The sequence below is a fragment of the bacterium genome (assembly GCA_020444065.1).
Lineage (GTDB): Bacteria > Sumerlaeota > Sumerlaeia > SLMS01 > JAHLLQ01 > JAHLLQ01.
On sequence record JAHLLQ010000004.1, the window covers coordinates 54,848 to 74,395 of the forward strand.

Annotated in this window: 20 protein-coding genes; 4 read left to right on the forward strand and 16 right to left on the reverse strand. The window is 61.2% G+C overall.

The features are described 5' to 3' along the window. Positions 1–14 precede the first annotated feature (14 nt). Positions 15–1,310, forward strand: a complete 1,296-nt coding sequence (locus KQI84_11440) for a hypothetical protein (GenBank protein ID MCB2155489.1) — start codon at positions 15–17, stop codon at positions 1,308–1,310. 1 nt (position 1,311) lies between these two features. On the opposite strand, the gene KQI84_11445 is transcribed toward KQI84_11440, so the two are convergent. From KQI84_11445 to KQI84_11505, 13 genes are all read right to left on the reverse strand, one after another. Next, positions 1,312–1,914, reverse strand: a complete 603-nt coding sequence (locus KQI84_11445; GenBank protein MCB2155490.1) for a hypothetical protein — start codon at positions 1,912–1,914, stop codon at positions 1,312–1,314. A 10-nt stretch (positions 1,915–1,924) separates the two neighbouring features. Further along, entirely contained in the window at positions 1,925–2,470 is a 546-nt protein-coding gene (locus KQI84_11450) for a DoxX family membrane protein (GenBank protein MCB2155491.1), read from the reverse strand. Beyond that, a complete protein-coding gene (locus tag KQI84_11455; protein ID MCB2155492.1) occupies positions 2,470–3,009 on the reverse strand; it encodes a rhodanese-like domain-containing protein in 540 nt (179 codons plus the stop codon). The genes KQI84_11450 and KQI84_11455 overlap by 1 nt, the downstream gene beginning before the upstream one ends. 100 nt (positions 3,010–3,109) lie before the next feature. Further along, entirely contained in the window at positions 3,110–4,087 is a 978-nt protein-coding gene (locus tag KQI84_11460) for a glycosyltransferase family 2 protein (GenBank protein MCB2155493.1), read from the reverse strand. 1 nt (position 4,088) lies between these two features. Next, a complete protein-coding gene (locus KQI84_11465; GenBank protein ID MCB2155494.1) occupies positions 4,089–4,394 on the reverse strand; it encodes a hypothetical protein in 306 nt (101 codons plus the stop codon). Positions 4,395–4,506: 112 nt separating this feature from the next. Continuing rightward, positions 4,507–5,688, reverse strand: coding sequence for a DUF455 family protein (locus tag KQI84_11470; protein MCB2155495.1), 1,182 nt, complete (start codon positions 5,686–5,688; stop codon positions 4,507–4,509). A 96-nt stretch (positions 5,689–5,784) separates the two neighbouring features. After that, positions 5,785–6,426, reverse strand: a complete 642-nt coding sequence (locus KQI84_11475; protein ID MCB2155496.1) for a regulatory protein RecX — start codon at positions 6,424–6,426, stop codon at positions 5,785–5,787. 2 nt (positions 6,427–6,428) lie between these two features. Further along, positions 6,429–7,709: a hypothetical protein gene (locus KQI84_11480; protein MCB2155497.1), complete on the reverse strand. Its 1,281-nt coding sequence runs from the start codon at positions 7,707–7,709 to the stop codon at positions 6,429–6,431. 122 nt (positions 7,710–7,831) lie between these two features. Beyond that, positions 7,832–8,905 (reverse strand): DUF4279 domain-containing protein, encoded by a 1,074-nt coding sequence (locus KQI84_11485; protein ID MCB2155498.1) that lies wholly within the window; start codon positions 8,903–8,905, stop codon positions 7,832–7,834. A 26-nt stretch (positions 8,906–8,931) separates the two neighbouring features. After that, positions 8,932–9,405 carry a hypothetical protein gene (locus tag KQI84_11490; protein ID MCB2155499.1) on the reverse strand — a complete coding sequence of 158 codons (474 nt, stop codon included), beginning with the start codon at positions 9,403–9,405 and terminating at the stop codon, positions 8,932–8,934. Then, the gene (locus KQI84_11495; protein ID MCB2155500.1) at positions 9,402–11,705 is read right to left on the reverse strand and encodes a hypothetical protein; all 2,304 of its coding nucleotides are present in this window, start codon (positions 11,703–11,705) and stop codon (positions 9,402–9,404) included. Before KQI84_11495 ends, KQI84_11490 begins: the two co-directional genes overlap by 4 nt. Beyond that, positions 11,689–13,212, reverse strand: coding sequence for a hypothetical protein (locus KQI84_11500; protein ID MCB2155501.1), 1,524 nt, complete (start codon positions 13,210–13,212; stop codon positions 11,689–11,691). The genes KQI84_11495 and KQI84_11500 overlap by 17 nt, the downstream gene beginning before the upstream one ends. Positions 13,213–13,215: 3 nt before the next feature. Continuing rightward, entirely contained in the window at positions 13,216–14,190 is a 975-nt protein-coding gene (locus KQI84_11505; GenBank protein MCB2155502.1) for a bifunctional riboflavin kinase/FAD synthetase, read from the reverse strand. Between the two features lie 155 nt (positions 14,191–14,345). Between KQI84_11505 and KQI84_11510 the strand changes: the two genes are divergently transcribed. From KQI84_11510 to KQI84_11520, 3 genes are all read left to right on the forward strand, one after another. Beyond that, positions 14,346–15,980 (forward strand): glycosyltransferase family 39 protein, encoded by a 1,635-nt coding sequence (locus KQI84_11510; protein MCB2155503.1) that lies wholly within the window; start codon positions 14,346–14,348, stop codon positions 15,978–15,980. 132 nt (positions 15,981–16,112) lie between these two features. After that, entirely contained in the window at positions 16,113–17,519 is a 1,407-nt protein-coding gene (locus KQI84_11515; protein MCB2155504.1) for a sigma-54 dependent transcriptional regulator, read from the forward strand. 20 nt (positions 17,520–17,539) lie between these two features. Continuing rightward, positions 17,540–17,803, forward strand: coding sequence for an acylphosphatase (locus tag KQI84_11520; GenBank protein ID MCB2155505.1), 264 nt, complete (start codon positions 17,540–17,542; stop codon positions 17,801–17,803). A gap of 20 nt (positions 17,804–17,823) precedes the next feature. Here the strand turns inward: KQI84_11520 and KQI84_11525 are convergent, their stop codons facing one another. The 3 genes from KQI84_11525 to KQI84_11535 all read right to left on the reverse strand — a co-directional run bounded on the left by KQI84_11525 (position 17,824) and on the right by KQI84_11535 (position 19,547). Continuing rightward, complete coding sequence (locus tag KQI84_11525) at positions 17,824–18,219, reverse strand: Fic family protein (protein MCB2155506.1); 396 nt, start codon at positions 18,217–18,219, stop codon at positions 17,824–17,826. Further along, entirely contained in the window at positions 18,219–18,458 is a 240-nt protein-coding gene (locus KQI84_11530; GenBank protein ID MCB2155507.1) for an AbrB/MazE/SpoVT family DNA-binding domain-containing protein, read from the reverse strand. The genes KQI84_11525 and KQI84_11530 overlap by 1 nt, the downstream gene beginning before the upstream one ends. Positions 18,459–18,548: 90 nt before the next feature. Next, positions 18,549–19,547: a cupin domain-containing protein gene (locus KQI84_11535; protein MCB2155508.1), complete on the reverse strand. Its 999-nt coding sequence runs from the start codon at positions 19,545–19,547 to the stop codon at positions 18,549–18,551. Position 19,548 lies beyond the last annotated feature (1 nt).

Here is a 19,548-nt window from a genome sequence, read left to right on the forward strand (position 1 = left end):
AGGCCCTGGGAGCAATGACCCGGCTGCTGGTTCTCGGAATCGGACCTCACCCCTTGGAAGCCAACGCGGCCATCAGTGGCCCGACCATTCGGCTGCGCCAGTTCATCGAGCCTCTGGTCGAGGATGGACACGAGGTACACGCGGCGCTCCTGGAGCCTGCCGCACGGCGGAGTGTCAATCTGCCGGACGTGGCACGAGCGGCGGCCTTTACCCCAGATCAGCTCTGCGATCCGGTCGAAGTCCTCAGGGGTCTCGGCGACGCGAAGTACGACGCCGTTCTGGGCGTGGGGTCGATCATGCCCGTGGCCGCTGGAACCCGCGTGGCGCGCAAGGTTGGCTGCCCGTCTTGGGTGGACCTGTTCGGCGATCCGCTGGCGGAGTGGCACGGCGATGTCTGTCGTCCCGGCGAACCCAACTACATTGCCCGCGATCAGATCTGGAAGTTCCTGCGCGAGTCGCTGATGGCCGGCGACGCGTTCTCGGCCGTGTCCGACCACCAGCGCGACGCCATCCTGGGCCAACTCACACTCCTGGGTCGGATTTCCGCACCCGGTCCGCTTCACCATCGGATCGAGACCATCCCCGTTGGCGTGCCGCGCGAATGGTCCTTCGGGTACGCGGTGCAGCCCTTCCCGAAGGCGCTGCGGGATCGCGGCATCGTTTCCGGTACGCCGTACGTCTTCCTCGGTGGCAGTTGGACGCCCTGGATGAAGGAGGGCGCGATGGGGCGAGCGTTGCGGCGACTGCTCGAGGTCAACGACCGCGTCCGCATCGTGATCCGCGGCGGCGTGGAGGATGGCTCGAGCAAAGCCGTCGCCGACCGCTTTTTCGAGCAACTCGGTGACGTTCCGCCCAAGCGCGTCGTGCGCCTGGAGCCCGGCGAGGGCAGCGAGGCGGCGATCCTGGCCCACGCCGGCACGGCACTGCTCCTCGATCGGGATATCCCGGAATCCTACCTGGGGTCGCGCAATCGATTGCTGTCCTGGATTCGATGGGGAATTCGCCCGATCGTCTCGCCGCGCAGTATGCTGGCACAGGAACTTGTCACCGAGGGTCTGGCCGGTGGCGTCGACCCGGACAATGTGGAGGAGATCGTCGCGGAGATGCGGCATTCGCTGCGGGCGACGGCGCTGGATCGCAACCGCCTGGCGCGCCAGGGCTGTGCGTGGCTCGGCGGATGCACGTTCCACGAAACACTGCGGCCGGTTTTGGATTGGGTGGAGAATCCGCAGCATTTCCCCGCGGACAAGGGCGACGGGCTGCTGCCCCGCTGGGCAAACCTGCCGGCGGAGCCCGAGCGGCTGTTCTAGGCTACTTCTCGCCGTCCTTCAACAACCACAGAACCATCGGATGGAATGGCAGGCCGAGGACGACTCGGCTGAACTCGAATTGCGCCAGTTCGTCGACCCAGGGGCTGGGCGCCGAGCCGATCTTCTCGGCGATGACCTGGAAGAGCTCCCGAGACAGCGCCATCGGCGCCAGGTCGTCGGCCTTCAGCGGCAGATTCAGCCCCCCATCGACCGCAATCCGGGCCTGTTCCTGCAGGATGCGTTCGACGATCACGACAACCGGCAGATCGCTTTCTTCCTGGGCATCGAGGAGAACCTCGGTACGGGACGCATCGCCGCGGTGGCGCACGACGCCCCAGCCGAATCCGGTCAGGATCCGGCGCAGGCGCGCCCATTCTTCGGACGCATCCCACCAGACTTCCCACTCGCGGGGGGTCTTCAGGGCGCGGCTGGGCTTGATGCGGCCGTAGCGGATCAGCGTGCGAACGCGCTCCTCCGCGCGCAGCGAGGCTTCCGCAGAGGAGCCGATCTCCTCCTGCAGCGACTTGGGCTGGCGGCGGAACCACCGGACAGCCAGTTGGGGAAACGTGTCGAACCAAATTTCGCGAGAGCCGATGGGTGCCATAGTGAGACGATTACTCCGCGGAAGGCGCCGGGTGGGCAAGCGTTCCGTGCTCGTCTTCGTCAACCTTTTCGGGCTCCGCCGATCGCGTCGATTCCAGCACGGCATCCAGGGAAGCCGGACCTCCGCCGCCCAAGGCAACGACCAGCGAGGCGGCGATGAAGACGGAATTTCGAAGCAGCGAATACACGTTGATGACGCCGCCGCCGAAGGAATCGCCAAAGCATCCGCAGGACGCATCCAGCCCGCGAATCATCGCCGACGCCAGCACCGCAGTGAAACCTGCATAGACGATCGTTGCCAGCCAGCCGGCAGATCGCGACCAGATTCCGTACAGCAGACAGATGCCGATCACGATCTCGGTCCATGGGACCAGGAAGGCGAAGATTGGCACGGTGGCTTCCGGAACGAGGCCCAGCGCGTTGATATCGAGCGCGAACTTCTGCGGGCCGGCCAACTTCTGAAATGCGGCAAACAGGAATGCACCCCCCGCCACAAAGCGACAGGTAAATGCAATGAACGCCCAGCGGCGAATCTTGTAAGAATCAGCGGCAGCCATCACAGGTACGGCTCTCCTTCTTCCACCTCGAATCCCGCATCCACCCAGGCCGGATAGCCGCGCTCGAACACGGCAACGCTCTCAAAGCCATATTGCTTCAACATCGATGCGACCATGTGCGAGGAGTGGCAGTCGCCGCCTTCGCAATAGACAACGTAGGTCTGCATCGGATCCAGAATGTTCACGATTTCCGGCGTACTGCCGCCGGAGAAGGCCTGGTAGGGGATGCTGTACGCGCCGGGCAGGTGCCCCTCGGTGTAAAGTTCCACGGGGCGCGCATCGATCACGATGACGTCGCCGGCTTGCATGGCGTCGCGCAACTGGACCGACGTCATTCCCATCCCGTCGTCCGGGTCTTCGTTGGTCGCGGGAGTTGAGGGCGTTGCCTCATTGGGTGTCGCGCGCGGCCGTGTTGGTGGCAGCGTGTTCGACGTCGTCGCCATATCGTCCATCGAGAAACCGCGCATCATCCCATCGGCCGAAGCGACGGCCGCGGCAATTACCACCAGGATGACCATGCGAATCACTGTCTGTTTCATAGAAGACCGCCTCGAAAGCGTTGCACCGCACCGGCATGCAAGGCGCACGCCACAGTGCCCGCACAGCCCGGCGCTCGGCTACCAAAATCGACGGGGGTGCCTACAGGCGGCTCTCGACGGCGCCGCGGACGACTTTTGCCGTTTGGCGCAAACGATCCGTGGCTCGGCGATGCCGAAGGCCAAATGGCCACAGCGACTTGCGCAATTCCGCCACTTCTGGGCGCTTTCCGAAGCGCTCCAGGAACGCATCCCATTCCGCGGCGGCGGCGCTCCGATTGCCCTGTCGCATCAGCCCTCGGACGACCCCCAGCGTGTGGTAGATACGCATCCCGTCCAGGTTTTCTCGGCCGATGCGATCGATGATCTTCGGGCGACTCAGAAGATTGGCCTCCAGACACGCCAGCTTGCCGCGCGGCATGCGAACCTCGCTGGCGCTCAGCCCTGTGCCGTGCTTGCGATAAACTGCCAGCGGCTGGTCGACGTGGGCGAACTTGGCGCCTGCCAACGTAAAGCGCAGCCAATAGTCGTGGTCTTCCACAACGCCATCGTAAGCGCGAAACGGCCCAATGCGTCGCGTCCAATCCGTCCTGATCATCGTCACCGACGTAATCACCCAGTTCGCCGCAAAGAGGGTCATGATCGGATCGTCGTCGCGCACCAGTTGGTGGCGCAGCATCGGCTTGCGGGTTGCCTGATCGTCGTCGGTTTCCGACCACGCGTCGCCATGCAGCAGCGCCGCGTCCGGGTGTTCGTCCAGCAGGGCCAATTGCAATTCCAGCTTCTCTGGCACCCAAAGATCATCCGAATCTAGAAAGGCGATCCACTCGCCGGCAGCATTCTCGCATCCCGTCGTGCGAGCGGCTGCGACGCCGCGGTTCAACTCATGCTGGATCGGCCGGACCAGGGAAGACTCTTCGGCCAGGCGTTGCAGGATGTCCCAAGTGGCGTCTTTGCTGCCGTCGTCGATGCAGAGGATTTCCGTCGGAGCGACGGTTTGTTCGAGGGCGCTCCGAATCGTCCGTTCCAGGTGGCTCGCTGCATTGTAGCAGGGGATGACGACGGAAACGGTGGGGGGCAAGTTACTCCTCCCGCGGCGGGGCGGCTTCTCCCTTGATCCAGCCGCCGAGGCCGATACCGAGTGCTCCGCACAGGACGAAGAAGATCATCGCCGTCCAGATCGAATCGGCGCCGAAAGTCGCAACGAGGCCGGTGTACACGCCGTAGAGAACAAGGACGATTGGTCCGGCGGTGCCAATCGCGATGGTCAGGCGCCGCTGCAGCGCCGGGCGCGTCTTCCACGCCACGAGGGCGCCGATCGGCAGGAGCACGGCCAATGCGATCAGACCGGCCAGAATGATTGTCGGATTCAGAATCAAGTCGAGCATCGTGGCGCCCCGGTGGCTGGCCGGCTCTTGTGGCCGGCATCAAGGCTGCATCCAACCCGCACCCGAGGACGCGTGCAACCCCGAGTTTGACCTGCGTGGCGATTTCGCTGCGTCAGGCCTTCGCTGCTTCTGCGGTGTGCGTGCTCTTCGTCAACTCCTCGGCGCGCTCCAGGAACTTCTCGCGACTTCCCAGAAGGTGGATTCCCCACTTCACGCCGTTGGCGGCATGGCGCGCTTCGTCGCCCAGCACGTAATCGAAGACTTGAAGGAGTTTCTCCTCGTTGCAGTGCTTCCGGCACAGGCGCGCGCGCTCTTCGCCCTGGCGGTTCAGCAGGATCAGTCGCCCCGGCAAGTCCTTCGCGTAGATCTCCGGGAAGGACTGCAGCGACACCGGACAGTCACCCCACGCGGCGTCCGATTCCTTCAAGATCGCTTCCATCACCTGCGCGTGGCGAATCTCGTCCCAGGTTTCGCGTGCCATGTTTTCATGAAATTCCCAGGGCAATGTCGGGTTCTCGTGCGAATCGAGCGCAGAGAACTCCGCGGCCGAGATCTCCGCATCCATCAATGCGTGCAGGTACCGGATGCGCTCTTCATCGTTCTTTGGTGGGTGAATGGGACTCTCTTCGTTGGAGATTCTGATAAAGCTGTCGCGCGCAGGAAGTTTCAGCCGCGGCATTGGCTTGAGTTCGCGTGTGGCGCCGGACTTCAGAGGCCGCGCAAACGGCTCCGTCCCCAGTTTCGACCACAACTCTTCCGTGCGGCGAATCGCGGGACTGAGTCGCTCATGAAATTCCTCTTCGTGGAAAATGCTCTCCACCAAGGCAACGCCGCCGTTAATGTGCTTCGCCGTGATGTGCAAAAAGCGAGAAAGCACCCGGATTGTGGGTTCGTCGAGAATCGGATCCGTCTCTACACAGTGCGTCTCCCACGCATCGATCAGGCGCGGCTTCACGACGCTGTACACGCAGCCGATATATTCCTGCCAGGTCTCGAGCCCGGCAAGGTGATCAAGGATCGCCGTGAACTCCTCGCCCGGCGCGGCGGGGTAGTCCTTCGACGAGCGCAATACGAACAAGCGACGGTTGATCTCCGACACAAACACCGCATCCTCGTGAACATGGATGCCGAGAAGGCATTTCACATCCACCGGCCCCACGCGCGGCAACCATCCGTTGTGCAGATGGACCAACTCGCGCAGGACATGGTAGTAGTTGCTGAACCGCGTCGCGTTCTCGTCGACGCTATAGCCGGGCTTGAATTGCCGGTGATCGCGAATGCGTTCGTACCTCATATGGCAATCCTTTCGAGAAAAGGCTGCGTGTTGCATTTCGCTGTGTCATAGGAAACGCGGGCCGATCCGTCAACGACCATTCCGAGGCGATCAGTTCTACTCGTCGAGCCCGGTGATGATCTCGCGAACCAGTTCCCAGACGATGTCGCTGTCGAAACCTCTCCGCATCAGGTAGGCCGCGGCCGCCTGGCGCCGTTTCCTGGGATCTTCTGGCTTCGAACGCCGGTTCCATTTCAGGAGCAGCGCCCGGGCTTTCGCCTCCTGCGTTTCGGATTGGCCGAGGTTCACGATGCCCTTCTCGGCGATCTCCGGCGCGACGCCGCGCGCGGCGAGTTCTTGTCGGACCAGGCGCGGTCCGCTCTGTCCGCGGGCATCCCGTTGCTCCACAAAGACGCGCGCGAACGCAGCGTCGTCGAGAAATCCCTTCTCCGCCAGATCGGCGATGACTTCGTTCACGATGTCCGCGGGGAACTTCCGCTGGAACAGCGCCGTGCGCATTTCCTTGCGGCTGCGCATCCGGCGATCGAGCAATCCCCACGCTTTTTGTTTGCAGCGGAATCGCAGATCGTCTCGGAGCAACTTCGCCAGTTGCTCCTCATTGACCCCGTCGCCCTTGGCCATTCGCGAAAGGGCAAAAACCTCGCCGGCGACTTCCAGCGGCTCGCGCTCATCATCGAAACTGAGCAACAAGCGGCTCGTGCGTTTGGACTTCACTTTCACCGAGACGATTACCGGCATGACTAGTCTCCGGCCTCGGCTTGTTTGACGAGTTCAATCTTCACAGCGCGAAGGCCGCCGCTTGTTTCTTCCGCGTCGGACTGAATCTGTTCAACCTGGAATCCTGGCGGAACAGTCAGCGTCAGAATCGTTGTTGTTCCAAGGTCCACTTGGGAAACGACAAGATCCTGCGTCGGCGGCTTCTGCGCAAACATCGGCAACTCGCTAACGTTCTTTGTGCGCTCTGTTCTTGGCCCGGCTTTGCGCTTTCCGTATTCGGCGGATTGCGTCAGGAGTGTCGGAATCGTCAACAGCAGCAGTGCGAGCCCGAACGCCTTGAATGCCGATTCCTCGTAAGCGGGGAACAGATGCGCCAGCCGTTTGGCGCCAAGGATTCCGAGCGGAACGGCAAGCACCAGAAGCGTTACGACGCTTTGCCGATGATCGCCGAAGATCGCCGACAGGATCGTCACTGATGCGAAGCACGCCACCCAGGCAGCGAAGACGAGACTGCCCGCCGCCGCACGTCGCGCACGGACTTCGACCAGTAGGGCAAGCGCTCCGCCGAAGAGCGCGAGAATTCCCATCGCTGCTTGCAAACCAGTGAAGTGACTTGCGCTGGCGACCAGTGTCTGGCCGCCCCGTTCGATCGAATCCCAGAAGCCCAGTGGCGTCGGCGTGAGCACGCCAAAGCTGACGCGGCATGTGCCGGACAGCAACTTCATCGATGCCAACCAGAAGACAAAGGGCACGAGGCTGATCAGCACCTTCCACGCGGGCAGCGATGGCGTTTGATCGCGACGGAACAGGAGCACAATGAACACGGCCACCGTGATCGCGGCTCCCTCGGGGCGAGTCAGCGCCGCCGCGGCCAGCAGAAGCAGCCCGAGCCACTGGCCGACCGGCCATTCCTCCTGCAGCCATGCGGCCAGGCCCAGCAGCCCTCCGATCGCCAGTGCCAGAAAGAGTCCCGTTTGCATGCCGGCAAGGTACTTGAAGACGATGTGTCCATTCGCCAGCAGCAGCCCGGCAGCGAGCGCTCCGCCCAGGCAATCGGTCAGCCGCGCTGTCAGTTGGTAAACCCAGATCGCCGTCAGCGCCAGCAGCGCTGCACCGATCGAGAACGGTACCAGCGGGTTTCGCACAAACGCGTTCTGGCAACGCAGGCGATCGATCGGCATGGCGAAATGCCCATCGCCCTGGAACCACGATGAAGCAAAGAAGATCGCCGCCTCGACAAGCGCGATGACGATCAGTGCAAGAAACCACGGGCGGTCTTCTCGGTTTGACTGGAACGGGAACATCGGCGGCTCATCAACTGGACTCGTCCGTACACGGACCCGCCGCCAGTAGGACAACCCGCCTGCACGAGTTCAACCGGGAAAAGCGATGTCCGAGCTGTATTCTGAAATGGGAATTGGACGGCTCAGACATACCACTGCGTGTCGATGTCGAGCCATGCCCCGCAGTCCGCGAGAAATCGAATCGTCTCAGTTTCAAAGCTGGGCGCGGGCAGGCGAGACTCATGGTGGATATTAATGCAAATCTGCAGGCCGACGGTTGCACCAAGCCGATCCGCGAGGGAGCGAATTGCCTGTGCATCGACCGAGATTCGTCTACGCAAATCCTCGATTACCTCTTCGACGTAGTAAGTTCGAATGTACCGAGTCTCCAGACACCAGGATACTCCGTCCAGGTCCTTCGGTAGGCGGCTGTCAGGTCTGGGGCGCCAGACATTCGTTGGTTCAATGCCAAGGTCCCGTGTGATCTCATCGGGGTTGAGGTTGCGCTCGTGGAACGAGAGTCCAGCCTTGATTTCCGGGAGCAGAGATTCAGGTGCCTCAATTCCTGCATCCTCGTAGAAGTACTTGTGTCTCGCTTCCTTCAATGACAACTCATTCGCTCTGTTGCGCAACATCGGGTCTTTGCGTTGTTCTGGATCATCTTTCCACCCGCATTCCGAACAGATCTCACCGCCATCGCCTGGTGGCGAAATGGTCAAGCTCTCGCAACAAGGACAGCGCACTTTCTCCTTCATGAGTGGAATCGCACCCGCTGGGAGCAGAAATTCAACATCGGGTTTGCAACTCGCCAGCCAACTCCTGCGACGCGCAGTGAAGGAGCTCTCGATATTCATCAGCAACGCCTTGAAGTTGGCGGCATCATAGACTCGAGAATCGCCGATCTCGACAAGTTCAACGAGGACTCCTGGAGAATCGAGCATCGCGCGAACCAGATCAACCAATGCTCCGAGCCCCGAGGGGCCTTGGATCAGTGCCGTCCGCGCGAGCAGCGCACTCCGGTCCCCTCTCTCCTCCGAGAGTTCCGAGACTTCAAGCAATGCCCCTGATAGGTGTTTCAGGATTCCTGTCCCAGGGACTTCTCCATTTGTCCGATCGCTGACATTGCGAAGAGTGTCCGACAGCCTCCATTCAGGGAGCACCGAAGCTGAGAGATTGGAAGGGAAGGACACCTGCACTTCGTATTCATGCTGACCCATGGTAGTTCTTCTCTTGTTATGGATTCCTAGCGGAACAACTCAAACCAATCCCGCGTTGCCCGTTCCCCGTTCATCCACGCGTGCTCTCGCAGGTCGAGATTCTCTGACTCTGTTGAGATGGAGCGCAAAGAAATCAGCCCATCGAGCAACCCTCGCGAATCGCAAAGTGCGATTTCGGAGATCGGGCCAGCATTGCTCAACGCTCTCTGGATCAGGTCGTAGATGGATTTGCCCGCTTCAATCAGATCCAGTCGCCAGATTCCCTGCTGCATCTGTTCCGTGGCCTCCGGCGTTCTCGACTTCAGAAGCTCCACCAATTCACCAGCAATCTCTTGGCCAACTGGAGCGATCCCGAATACTCTTTGAGCACCTGTGTCCAGGCGCCGGTCCAACAATGCGAGAACATGCCATTGGCTATCGCGATCTTCGACTAGCCCCGAGATTTCTCCATCGTAGTAATCCCCGGCGATCAGGCGCACGAACGGCGTTTCTTCAATCATTCGCTTGGCACCTGATACAACTCCAACGGTTCAATCATCACGTTGGGCTTGTACGGGCGGAAGCCCGAGCGGCTGAGGATTCGGTAGGTGGCCGAGAGGTTGCCATCCGATTCCAGCACGGCGGCCGTCATGCCGACGTCGTTTGTCCACTGCATGCGAGGGATCAGCCGAACGCGTGTATCGCCTGATTGAACGCTGGCGACCAAGGCGCGGTCCCCAAGTCCATCGAGGCGGAAGCGCTGCACCGCGACGATCTGTGCCCCGGCCGGTGCGCGTCGCATGACTTCCATCAAGGGGCCCTCCCCAGGATTGACGAACTCGGCCGGTGGGCCGGTGTTCACGGCGCCGATGGGTTCGAGCGGATGAAGCAACTCACCCGCCTTCCCGTCCCACGCATCGATTTCCATGATCAACGCGCCACCAGGGACGGAGGGCGAATTCGCCGCGACGGCGAGATCAAGTCGACCTTCGCCTGCCTCGAGCGGAGCGCGCAGAACGTATCGCACAACCGAGGCATTCTGCTCCGGCGTGCCAGTCACCATTGCGTGCGGTCCGCCATCGATGCCTGCAATCAGATGCAGCGGGTCTTTGCCTTCGGCCGCGACGACGGCTTGCATAACGAGTCCCGGCGCGGGCTTGTCGAGCCGGAACCGATACGACGCCCCGGTGCCTGGCACGAGCAAATTGCCGCGCCCCGCGGTGAGGCGTTCTTCGCCGGTCAGTACAGACGCTTGTGCGCCACTCTTCGGCAGGGCAAGGTGATCAATCTCCGCCGGCAGTACGCGCCGCACCCGAACGCTCCAGTCGATTGGAACGAATTCATCCGGCGATCCCGAGGGGAAGTCCGCGACGACTTCCGTCCGATTCTCTATCCACCAATTGAACTCCGAAGACAGGCGATCTTCGGCTTCGATCAGCGACGTGAAATATACGCGACCCGGTGCCGCTGCAACTTGCTCCTCGGCCTGCTGGATCGAGGGGACCGGGAATCGATAGATATAGCTGAGCGAAACATGTTGTCGATCTCCCATGTCCATCCGATCCCACAGGAACTCGACGGCGCGCGAAGAGTAGCGATGCCGTGTGAGCAAGATCGCATCGGAGGGCGTTTCGTCGCGGAACCATTCGAGTGCCTGCATGGAGGGCTGATGATCGTTCCGCAGGCGATCGACTTCCCACACACCGAAGCGCACGAGAAACAGTGCCATCCAGAAGATCATCGCAACGCCCACGGCGCGGCGTTGCCAATCGGGACGGCGGCGGGCACAGCGAATCGCTGCGCCAATGGCGGCGGAAGCTCCGATCGCAAGCGCGGGAACCAGGGCCGCGAAGTACCGCGGCGCGAAGTAGTGGCTGTACGAGACGAGCGCGAATGGGAGTATCGTGAAGACGATCATCGATGCGCTGCCGACCGCTGCCCACGGACGGCGCTTCGCAAGAATTCCCAGGCCTGTCAGGCTGAGCAATGCGCCCGTAATTCCCAGCAACGTGTCTGGCCAATTGTGGTGGAACATTCCGCCGTACAGATCGCCCAACATCGCGCGCCAGAATTCCCAATTCAGTCCGAAGTTGCGCGCGTGTGCGTGCTGTCCGCCGGACGATGCCAGCAGCTTGTCCCAGGCGCGCGGAATCGCGAATGCCCCCCCGATGACGAACATCAAAATCAGCACCGTGCGCCAGAAGAGCTCCCCTCGTCCGCGAGGTGGCAACCGATCTGTGTTTATCATCAGCCAGACGTAGGCGACCAAACCTGCCGATGCGGCTGCGACGGCACCGAACGGATGCGAGCCGACTGCCAGAAGTGCGGTGCCGATCAGGGTTACCATGCCCAGCCAGTTGACTCTCCGGCGCTCCAGGTACCAGTCGATGCCGACTGCTCCGATGGTTCCAAGCAGCAGGATCACCGCGTAATGATTGGCGTCCTGGCTGTAGAAGATGTGGAAGGGCGACAGCGCGAGCGCTCCGCCGAGGAGGATCGCTTCCGTGCGTCCACGGCGCTGAAGTGCCCAGGCCGTGGCGATGATGACCGAAAGCATCCCGAATAACGCGGAGTAAAGACGAAGCCCGAAGGTCGAATCGCTGATCTGCAGTCCCGCCCGAATCAACGCGTACGAAACGAAGTGGACGTGTTGTCCCTCGAGGGAATACTTCGAAGCGATCAACCAGTTCGCGATCTCATCGAGCCACGGCGATTGGCGTCCGAGGTCCGGCACGCGCACAAGGAATGCGATCGCCGTGATCCCAAGAAGCACCAGCAATGCGCTCCGATCCTTGTGCGGTTTGCTAGTCGGCTCGGACATAAAGAACCCACCATTGATCTTCGCCAAGTTGGAAGACGTTTCGTACTTCGTATCGATAGCCGTAGCGTTCCACTTCCGGAACGGGATCGGGGATGATCTGAAGAATCAGCATCAGATCCGGTTTGCGTTCGCGCAGCAACTCTCGCAATTCGGGAATATTGTCGCCGCGCTTTGGGTTCGGGTGATACTCGGGATGTTTCGAGATGATTTCGGCAATCTCGTGATCGACTAGGCCGAAGAGATCGATGACCTCCATTCCAGAATACCGCCCCAGCGCTCCGATCCGATGCGCGACGATCCGGTGATTCGTGCCGTAGATTTCTCGCATCGCGATGGCGGAATCCCGAACCGTGCGGCTGTTCATCACGTGATAGGGATAGCGCTCGCTCTGCGAATAGAAGCGATAGAGAACATACGACGGCGCGGCAAGAGTCAGCACTCCCACCAGCACCACCAATGCCATCGCTGCATTCGCGAGATCGCGCTGTCGTAAGTACGTCCACAGAACACCCACGCCCAGCGCGCCGGCGACTATCAATGGAACCGCGATCGACAGAAGGTAGCGCGATGCCGGCATCCAGTCGCCGCCGGCATACACGGCGAAGAGAACGCCCACCGCGACGACAACCCAAAGCGCACCCAGGCGCGAACGGAGTCGTTTGTCAAAACAAGTGGCCGCCCCGCACAAAGGGAGCAGGATGCCGAGTTGGTACAGGAAGTCGAGCAGGTAGTTTGATGCGGAACTGAACCACGAAACCCCGGGTGTTAGATCCGCTGTGCCGGGGGATTTCGCGATGAACGTGTTTGGAACCCACATGCCGAAATACCACCGGCGCCAGAGCTCGAAGAGCACGAAGACCCCGCCGACCCCAAGCAGCCATCCGACGGATTTCCACGAGCCGCGTTTTTGGAGCGCTCGAATTAGTTCGTACACACCGAGCGCGGCGGGGTAGAGCACCCCTTCAGGCCGGCAGATCACGACAGCCGACCACAACAACGCGCCCGCCCAATCCACAGACGCCCCTTTGGATTCGTAGCGCCACAGCCCGCCAACGATCAGCGCGGCGTAGAGCCCCGTCTCCAATCCCGTTACGGAGTAATACAGCAATGGGAAGTGCCCGAGGACGGCGATCGCAGCGAGTAGTTGCACCCACTCGGGACAGCCATATCGCTGCGCCAATTTCATCGCCGCTGCGGCGCAGAAGAAGAAACTGACAACACCGACCAGAAGCATGACGACTTCGACCGGGAATCCAATTGCCGCGAATGGAATGAGAAAGAAGACAACCAGGGGATTCGAGTAACCTTCAACGATCTGGCCGGGATTGAAACTCAACCCGTTTCCCGCTACGAAGTTCTCAACGTAGCGGAAGGAAATATGTGCATCATCGATCGTGTCCGGCCAAGCCCGCACCCATCCAAGCGCCAATAATGCCAGTGCCCAGAACCCAAGAACCAGGAAGAGGGTCTTCAGCACATTGGTACGCTGGGCGGGCTTCTCTTCCACGGCTCAGTACCGTTCTGTCACCAGCCCGGACAAGACCTCCCAGGCCGTTTCCTTGTCGGTTGCCAACTGCTTGCGGAGTGCATCGAGGTTGTCGAATTTGTGTTCGTCGCGCAACCGTCGGATGAACTGAAGCGTCAGATCGCGTCCCACCAGATCGGCATCGAAATCCAGCAGATGCACTTCGATTCGTCGATCTTTGCCATTCACGGTCGGGCGATAACCGATGTTCATCATCGCCGGGATGTGTGTTTTCTCATCCTCGATAAACACCGCGGCCGCATACACACCGTCCGGCGGGATCAGAATCTCCGGATCCACGTGGAGGTTCGCCGTCGGGAAACCGATCGTTCGCCCGATGGAATCTCCTGTCACAACTACGCCGTCGACCTGGTGCGGCCTGCCGAGGAGTTCCGCCGCTTCCGCAACGTGCCCGGCCGTCAGTTCCTGGCGCACGCGCGTGCTGCTGACGCGACGTCCGCCGATCAGGACCGGCTCCAATTGCTCGTAACGGTACCCGAGATGATCCGCCATTTCCGCCAACAGCCCCGGATTGCCCTGGCCTCCGCGACCGAAGTGGAAATTCACGCCGCTGTGGATCGTGCGTGCTCCGCAGCGACCGACCAGGATCTCCTCCACAAATTGCTGAGCGGGGATACTGGCGAACTCCTGGTCAAACTTGACCGCGATTGCATAATCGAGCGGCATGCGCTCCAGCAGGCGGCGCTTCAGCGGCCATGAGGACAGCAGCTTTGGGCACTTCTCCGGCGCGACGACCGATCGCGGGTGGTTGCGAAACGTGAAGACCAGCGCGCGGCCGCCCGTCGCGTGGGCTTCGCCGGCTACGCGGCCCATCAGAATCGCGTGGGCCTGGTGCAGTCCGTCAAAGGAACCAACGGCAACGTGGTTGATTTGCCGGTCGTCCGGCAGATCGATTTCGTCCAGGGACTCAAAAACTCTCAGGGTGACGCTCCTTTGCAAGCTAGCGACAGCAGACCAAATCCGGTTGCCGGGAAGCAAGGGGCGTGTGGCATCGGAGGCATCGACACCCCTCGGGACGCACTTTTCGGTGGCCGTCAACCCGCGGCACCGACAAGATGGCGTCGATAGGCACCAGCCCCGCCGGAATGCGCCGAATGCCGTTTCGACCACCTTCACTCCAGCAGAAGCCGTTCTTCATCACGTTGCTTCTTCTTATGATTGCGGCGCTTGTGCTGCGTGTCCACGCGCTGTCGCTGACGGCATTCAACATCGACGAGGCGATCCTCTCTCTGTACGCCAATCAGTTGGCGCACCTGAAGTCTTTCCCGCTCGAAGGCATCAAGACCAGCTTCGGGTTCAGCAATCCCCCCCTGATGATCTACCTGACGGCGCCGTTCTTCCGTCTGACGCCGGACCCGCGCTTTGCGATGTTTGGCTTCGCCATGGCCGGAGCCGCCGCCGTTGGACTGGCGGGGCTGGCCGGCAGCCGCCTGTGGGGGAACTGGTCCGGCATCGCAACGGCCGTCATCGTGACATTCTCTCCGAACGCGATCGAGCACTCCCGTCGACTCTGGGGGCACGATACGATGTTGTTCTGGAGTGCGCTGGTCATCTACGCCGCCATCCGCGGGATTCAGACGGAGCGCAAACGCTGGCTTTGGTTGTCGTTGGCCGGTGCTGCGGGCGCGCAGGCCTGCCACCTGTCCGGCGTGATTCTCTGGATTGTTCCTGTCGGCGCCCTCCTGCTCTTCCGCCCTCCGCACTGGAAGAAGTCCCTCGCGATCGGCGCGGCCGTCTTGGGGCTGATCTACCTGCCGTGGCTGATTAACGATGCCAGCGAGCACTTCGAGAACCTGAAACTCATGGTTCTGGTCGCCACCGGGCAGTCCGATGTCGAGGTCCGTCCCTCGCAAGTTCCCGCCGTGCTCTCCTGGCTGACGATCATGGCGGACGGCCAGCACAATGATCTCTTCGGCCACGCGTACTCCGAGTTCCTTTTCTCGCGACCCTGGTTCGCGATCTTTGTCGCAGCAGCCCAGGGGCTTCTCACCTCGCTGCTTCTGGCGGGTTTGGCTTCACTCGTCTTTGTGATTCGGCGAATGCGACAGACGCAGCCGGAAGATACCTATTGGGCGGGGCTTCTGTTGGCACAGGCCGCCACTCCCGTCGTCATTTTCACTCTCCTGCCCGTCGAAAGCGTCCCGCCGTACCAACTGCCGGCGTTGGTACCCGTTGCCATGGCCGCGGGGTTCTTCCTCAGCCGTAGCGGAGCCTTCTTCGCCGGCCTGCGCCGCCGAGCCGAATCCCACGATGCCGATACGCCGCGTACCATCGTGCTGCTGGTGGCGGCCTGCCTGTTCATCGCGTCCTTCGGTATCACGTACACGCTGCACTCGCGGCATTACCTTTCCAATGCCGGCATGGAGAGCGGCGTCTCGAGCGTCCTGCGGTTCAAGATGGACTCGATCATGCACATCGCCCGCGTGGCAGACACACAGACCTACGCGATCATGCAGGACGGACGCTCTCCGGAAACAGGTGTAGATTACTGGGTGCCGTACATCCACTACTGGGTCACCAGCCAGGATCGCGTCCCGACCGGGCCCTCTGCCCCCGAGGTTTTCGTCATCAAAGACGGCAAGTCCATCCTGCGTCCCGAGGTCGGCTACTGGCTCAGCGGGCGCAGCATGCAGTCCTTCGGAACCCTCGGCGTGTTCCACTTCGAGGGCGACGACGCCCGCCAGTGGCGGGAATTGGTCACCAAGTATCCCCCCGGCAAGAAGCAATAGCCACCTCGCCCGTCGTCGGTCTCCTCAAGAAGCGACAAGTGCTCGTTTTCCACTTCCCTTTCGCCCCGGGGGATGAGTAGGCTGAACTTTGTCCCTCCGAAGGGGGCTCACCAGACCCGAGGCCACCAATCCATGCCGAACCGCATTCTGATCCTGGACGACGAACCGAAGATGGGGGCCCTGCTCGCGCGATCGCTCGAGCGCGAAGGCCACGAAGTCGTCGCCTCGACCAAGCCGGCGGAGGCGCTTGAGCGTTTGAAAGCCGAGCGCTTCGATGTCCTTCTGACCGATTTGCGTATGCCCGGGATGGATGGCCTGGAAGTCCTTAACCGCACGAAGGCGATCTCGCCACAGACCGAAGTGATCCTGATGACGGCTTACGCATCGGTCGTGACGGCGCGCGAGGCCTTAACCCGGGGGGCTGTCGATTACCTGGTCAAGCCGGTCAGCGCAGAGAACGATCTGAAGCCGCTGCTCCGCCGTCTGCTGTCTGCCGATGCGGAACCCGTCGCGGCCCCGGCAGCCTCGTCCAAGCCCGCTGCGACACCGAAGGAAGATCTCGTCATTTCCAAGAGCCCCGCCATGCGCGATGTCCTGCGCAAGTTGGACAAGATCGCGAAGTCCGACGCCTCGATTCTACTGCGCGGCGAGAGTGGTACCGGAAAAGAAGTTCTCGCCGACCAGATCCAGCGACGCAGCAAGCGGGCGAACGGCCCGTACCTGAAAGTCAACTGCGGCGCTCTGCCGGAGACGCTGCTCGAATCCGAGCTGTTTGGCCACGTGAAGGGCGCTTTCACGGGGGCCGTCGGCGATCGCGAGGGCCTCTTCGCCGCTGCCAATGGCGGGACGCTGATGCTCGATGAAATCGGCGAAGTCTCCCTGCCGCTTCAGGTCAAGCTGCTTCGCGTTTTGCAGAGCGGCGATTACCAGCGCGTCGGCGAATCGCGGGCGCTGAAGACCGACGTGCGCTTGATCGCCGCAACCAACCGTGATCTCGAGAAGATGATCGAATCCGGCGAGTTCCGCCAGGATCTCTACTATCGCCTGAACGTGGTACCGATCTTCCTGCCTCCACTGCGCGAGCGAAAGGAAGACCTCGAGCAACTGGTCGAGTACTTCGCAAAACGTTTCGCAGACGGCGAAGACGTGCAGTTCACCGACGACGCGTGGAATGCGATTCTGGATTATCACTGGCCGGGAAACATCCGCGAATTGGAGAACGCCGTCGAGCACGCACTTGTTCTTGGCGAACCGGCCGGCATCGAAGTCGAAGACCTTCCGGTTGCACTGCAGCAATACCGCCAACGCACCGGCCTGGGTGGATCGCAACCCGCGAAGGTGGGGGAGGAGACGCTCGAAGACATCGAAAAGCGTTGCCTTGTTTCTGCGCTGACGAAGACCGGTGGGAATCGCACGCGCGCAGCGGAGTTGCTCGGCATCACGCGCCGCACGCTGGGTTATCGTCTGAAGAAGTATGAGCTCGAAGACGAGGCGGATCGGATCTCGCGAAGCGGCTCCAGCGGAGGCGGTAGCGAATGACTCAGCAGCCACCGAATATCATGCACGTGATTGTCCGAGGCCGCGTCCAGGGCGTCGGATTCCGCGTGTTCGTCCTGCAGGCGGCTCGTCGTCATGGATGTACTGGCTGGGTGCGCAATGAATACGACGGCAGCGTCGAAGTCCACGCCGAAGGTTCCGAGCAGATGCTGGATGAACTGCTGACGGAGATCAACAAAGGCCCCGTCCTGTCTCACGTCGACGACATGGACGTCGAATGGCTGACCAGCGATCACGAATTCGATCGCTTCCGGATCGTGCGGTAGTTCTGCTTTTCCCGGACCCCTCAATCTGCCAAGCGACAATTCTCTTCAAAGAATCGAGCGACATCGTTCTTCTGAAGCTCGCCTCTTGCGACTCCCCAAACCAACTCCTCAAATTCCTCTTCGTCGGCTTCCAGGATCATTCCGTTCAGCGATAGGAATACGAAGGAACACACGGCGCCGGTTCTCTTGTTCCCATCGATGAAGGGATGATTCGCGACCAAGTGGAACAAGTACGCAGCAGCCATTTCGAAGACCGATGCATGCAAAGGCGTTCCATCAAATGTGGCCCGAGGCTGCGAAACTGCAGACAGAAGTAGCGATTCATCACGAAGGCCCCCGTCTCCTCCATATCGACGAATTTGATCGGCATGAATTTCCAGGACATCATCAACTGTCAAGAATATCAGATCAGGCATCACTTGGCGAGATTCTTTAGGGCTTTGCCATACCGCTTGTTGGCATCTTCGATGGCGGCCCGCACCTTCTTCTTGTGCGCTTCGGCTTCCCTCTTGTTGCGGCGTGGTGATACGATGAGACTGTTCCCATCGGTCATCAGCTCGAGCTCGGTTTCGGAATCGATGTTGAGAAGATCGAGAATCGGGCGATCGATGATGAGGGCCATACTATTCCCATGGCGGGTCAAAGTCTTAATCATGGCTGAGCTCCTTGAGTAGCTTCGGATATACAATGTGTATCCTTTGGCCCAAGGTCAAACGGAATCAGGCAGGAGGCTTGAGTCTTTTCTTCAATCCCGCCGCGCAACCCAGCCTTGATACCCCAGCGCCTCCACCGTGTGCGCCACTTGTTCGACGGCTTCGTTTGGGCAGAGGATCACGCGCAGCCACGGCAGCATTGCCGCGACCGCAGCGCGCAGGCGAAATGGTTTGCGGCGCAGGGCTTCGACATCCCAATCGAGCACCACGCCCCACTCGGCGGGAGGCAAATGATGCAGGTTCGTAAAGAGCGTTGCCAGTTCCGCATCCGACCACTCGCGCATCGTGAATCTCGCACAGACACCCCGATTGGCGATGCGCAATTTCGGAAGCCAATGTTTGCGTAGTGATGCGATGCTCGCGGCTGCACCGGCACTGGATAGATCGAGTTCCACCGCCAGGTTGTGCGGATTCACATGGGTCAGGTTTTTCTGCACCGTTCGATCCATCAGGTACGTATCGATTGTCGCGGGATCCAGATCGATCAGCATCGCAGCCACGGCCTGGTTGTGCTTCGAGGCCTGCTGCCCCAACTCGCGAGCATGAGACTCCGACAAGTGACAAGGATTCGTCCCGAGCACAATGTCTCCCGGCGCGCGACGCAGCAGTTCGGGGACAAACGTCGCGTCGCCCCGCAGGTCGACGACATGCCCGCGGCGCCCGGGTGACGGCAGTGCACGACGCGGATAGAATTGCGGAACATGGGGCTGATCGGGGGCGTGCACATGGCTGCGCCGGAAAGGCGGCTGCGCTTCATCGCGCATCCACAGGATCACGCAGGGCTCGAGGACTTCCGGCAGCGAATGCTCGACGCCGGTCTCGACCACGATCGCTTCGCCGGCTTCCACTTCGATCGTTTCGCCGCCCATCTCCCAGAGGATCTTGCCCTCCAGCACGAAGAGGTACTCGGCAGAATCGTGGAAGTGCTTCTCGATGCTCTCGCCGGCCTCGTGCAGGCCGAGCCCGACCTCCGCGATCACCGACCACGCCGGACGCATCTTCTCGAACTGCTCGATGGGGAACACACCCACT

Bases quoted from the DNA above. Each gene is read 5' to 3' on its own strand.
- KQI84_11515 (MCB2155504.1), top strand. From the start codon at position 16,113: ATGCCGAACCGCATTCTGATCCTGGACGACGAACCGAAGATGGGGGCC.
- KQI84_11495 (MCB2155500.1), bottom strand. From the start codon at position 11,705: ATGTCCGAGCCGACTAGCAAACCGCACAAGGATCGGAGCGCATTGCTG.
- KQI84_11450 (MCB2155491.1), bottom strand. From the start codon at position 2,470: ATGGCTGCCGCTGATTCTTACAAGATTCGCCGCTGGGCGTTCATTGCA.
- KQI84_11475 (MCB2155496.1), bottom strand. From the start codon at position 6,426: ATGCCGGTAATCGTCTCGGTGAAAGTGAAGTCCAAACGCACGAGCCGC.
- KQI84_11520 (MCB2155505.1), top strand. From the start codon at position 17,540: ATGCACGTGATTGTCCGAGGCCGCGTCCAGGGCGTCGGATTCCGCGTG.
- KQI84_11485 (MCB2155498.1), bottom strand. From the start codon at position 8,905: ATGGGTCAGCATGAATACGAAGTGCAGGTGTCCTTCCCTTCCAATCTC.
- KQI84_11455 (MCB2155492.1), bottom strand. From the start codon at position 3,009: ATGAAACAGACAGTGATTCGCATGGTCATCCTGGTGGTAATTGCCGCG.
- KQI84_11470 (MCB2155495.1), bottom strand. From the start codon at position 5,688: ATGAGGTACGAACGCATTCGCGATCACCGGCAATTCAAGCCCGGCTAT.
- KQI84_11440 (MCB2155489.1), top strand. From the start codon at position 15: ATGACCCGGCTGCTGGTTCTCGGAATCGGACCTCACCCCTTGGAAGCC.
- KQI84_11530 (MCB2155507.1), bottom strand. From the start codon at position 18,458: ATGATTAAGACTTTGACCCGCCATGGGAATAGTATGGCCCTCATCATC.
- KQI84_11465 (MCB2155494.1), bottom strand. From the start codon at position 4,394: ATGCTCGACTTGATTCTGAATCCGACAATCATTCTGGCCGGTCTGATC.
- KQI84_11445 (MCB2155490.1), bottom strand. From the start codon at position 1,914: ATGGCACCCATCGGCTCTCGCGAAATTTGGTTCGACACGTTTCCCCAA.
- KQI84_11490 (MCB2155499.1), bottom strand. From the start codon at position 9,405: ATGATTGAAGAAACGCCGTTCGTGCGCCTGATCGCCGGGGATTACTAC.
- KQI84_11510 (MCB2155503.1), top strand. From the start codon at position 14,346: ATGCCGTTTCGACCACCTTCACTCCAGCAGAAGCCGTTCTTCATCACG.
- KQI84_11480 (MCB2155497.1), bottom strand. From the start codon at position 7,709: ATGTTCCCGTTCCAGTCAAACCGAGAAGACCGCCCGTGGTTTCTTGCA.
- KQI84_11525 (MCB2155506.1), bottom strand. From the start codon at position 18,219: ATGCCTGATCTGATATTCTTGACAGTTGATGATGTCCTGGAAATTCAT.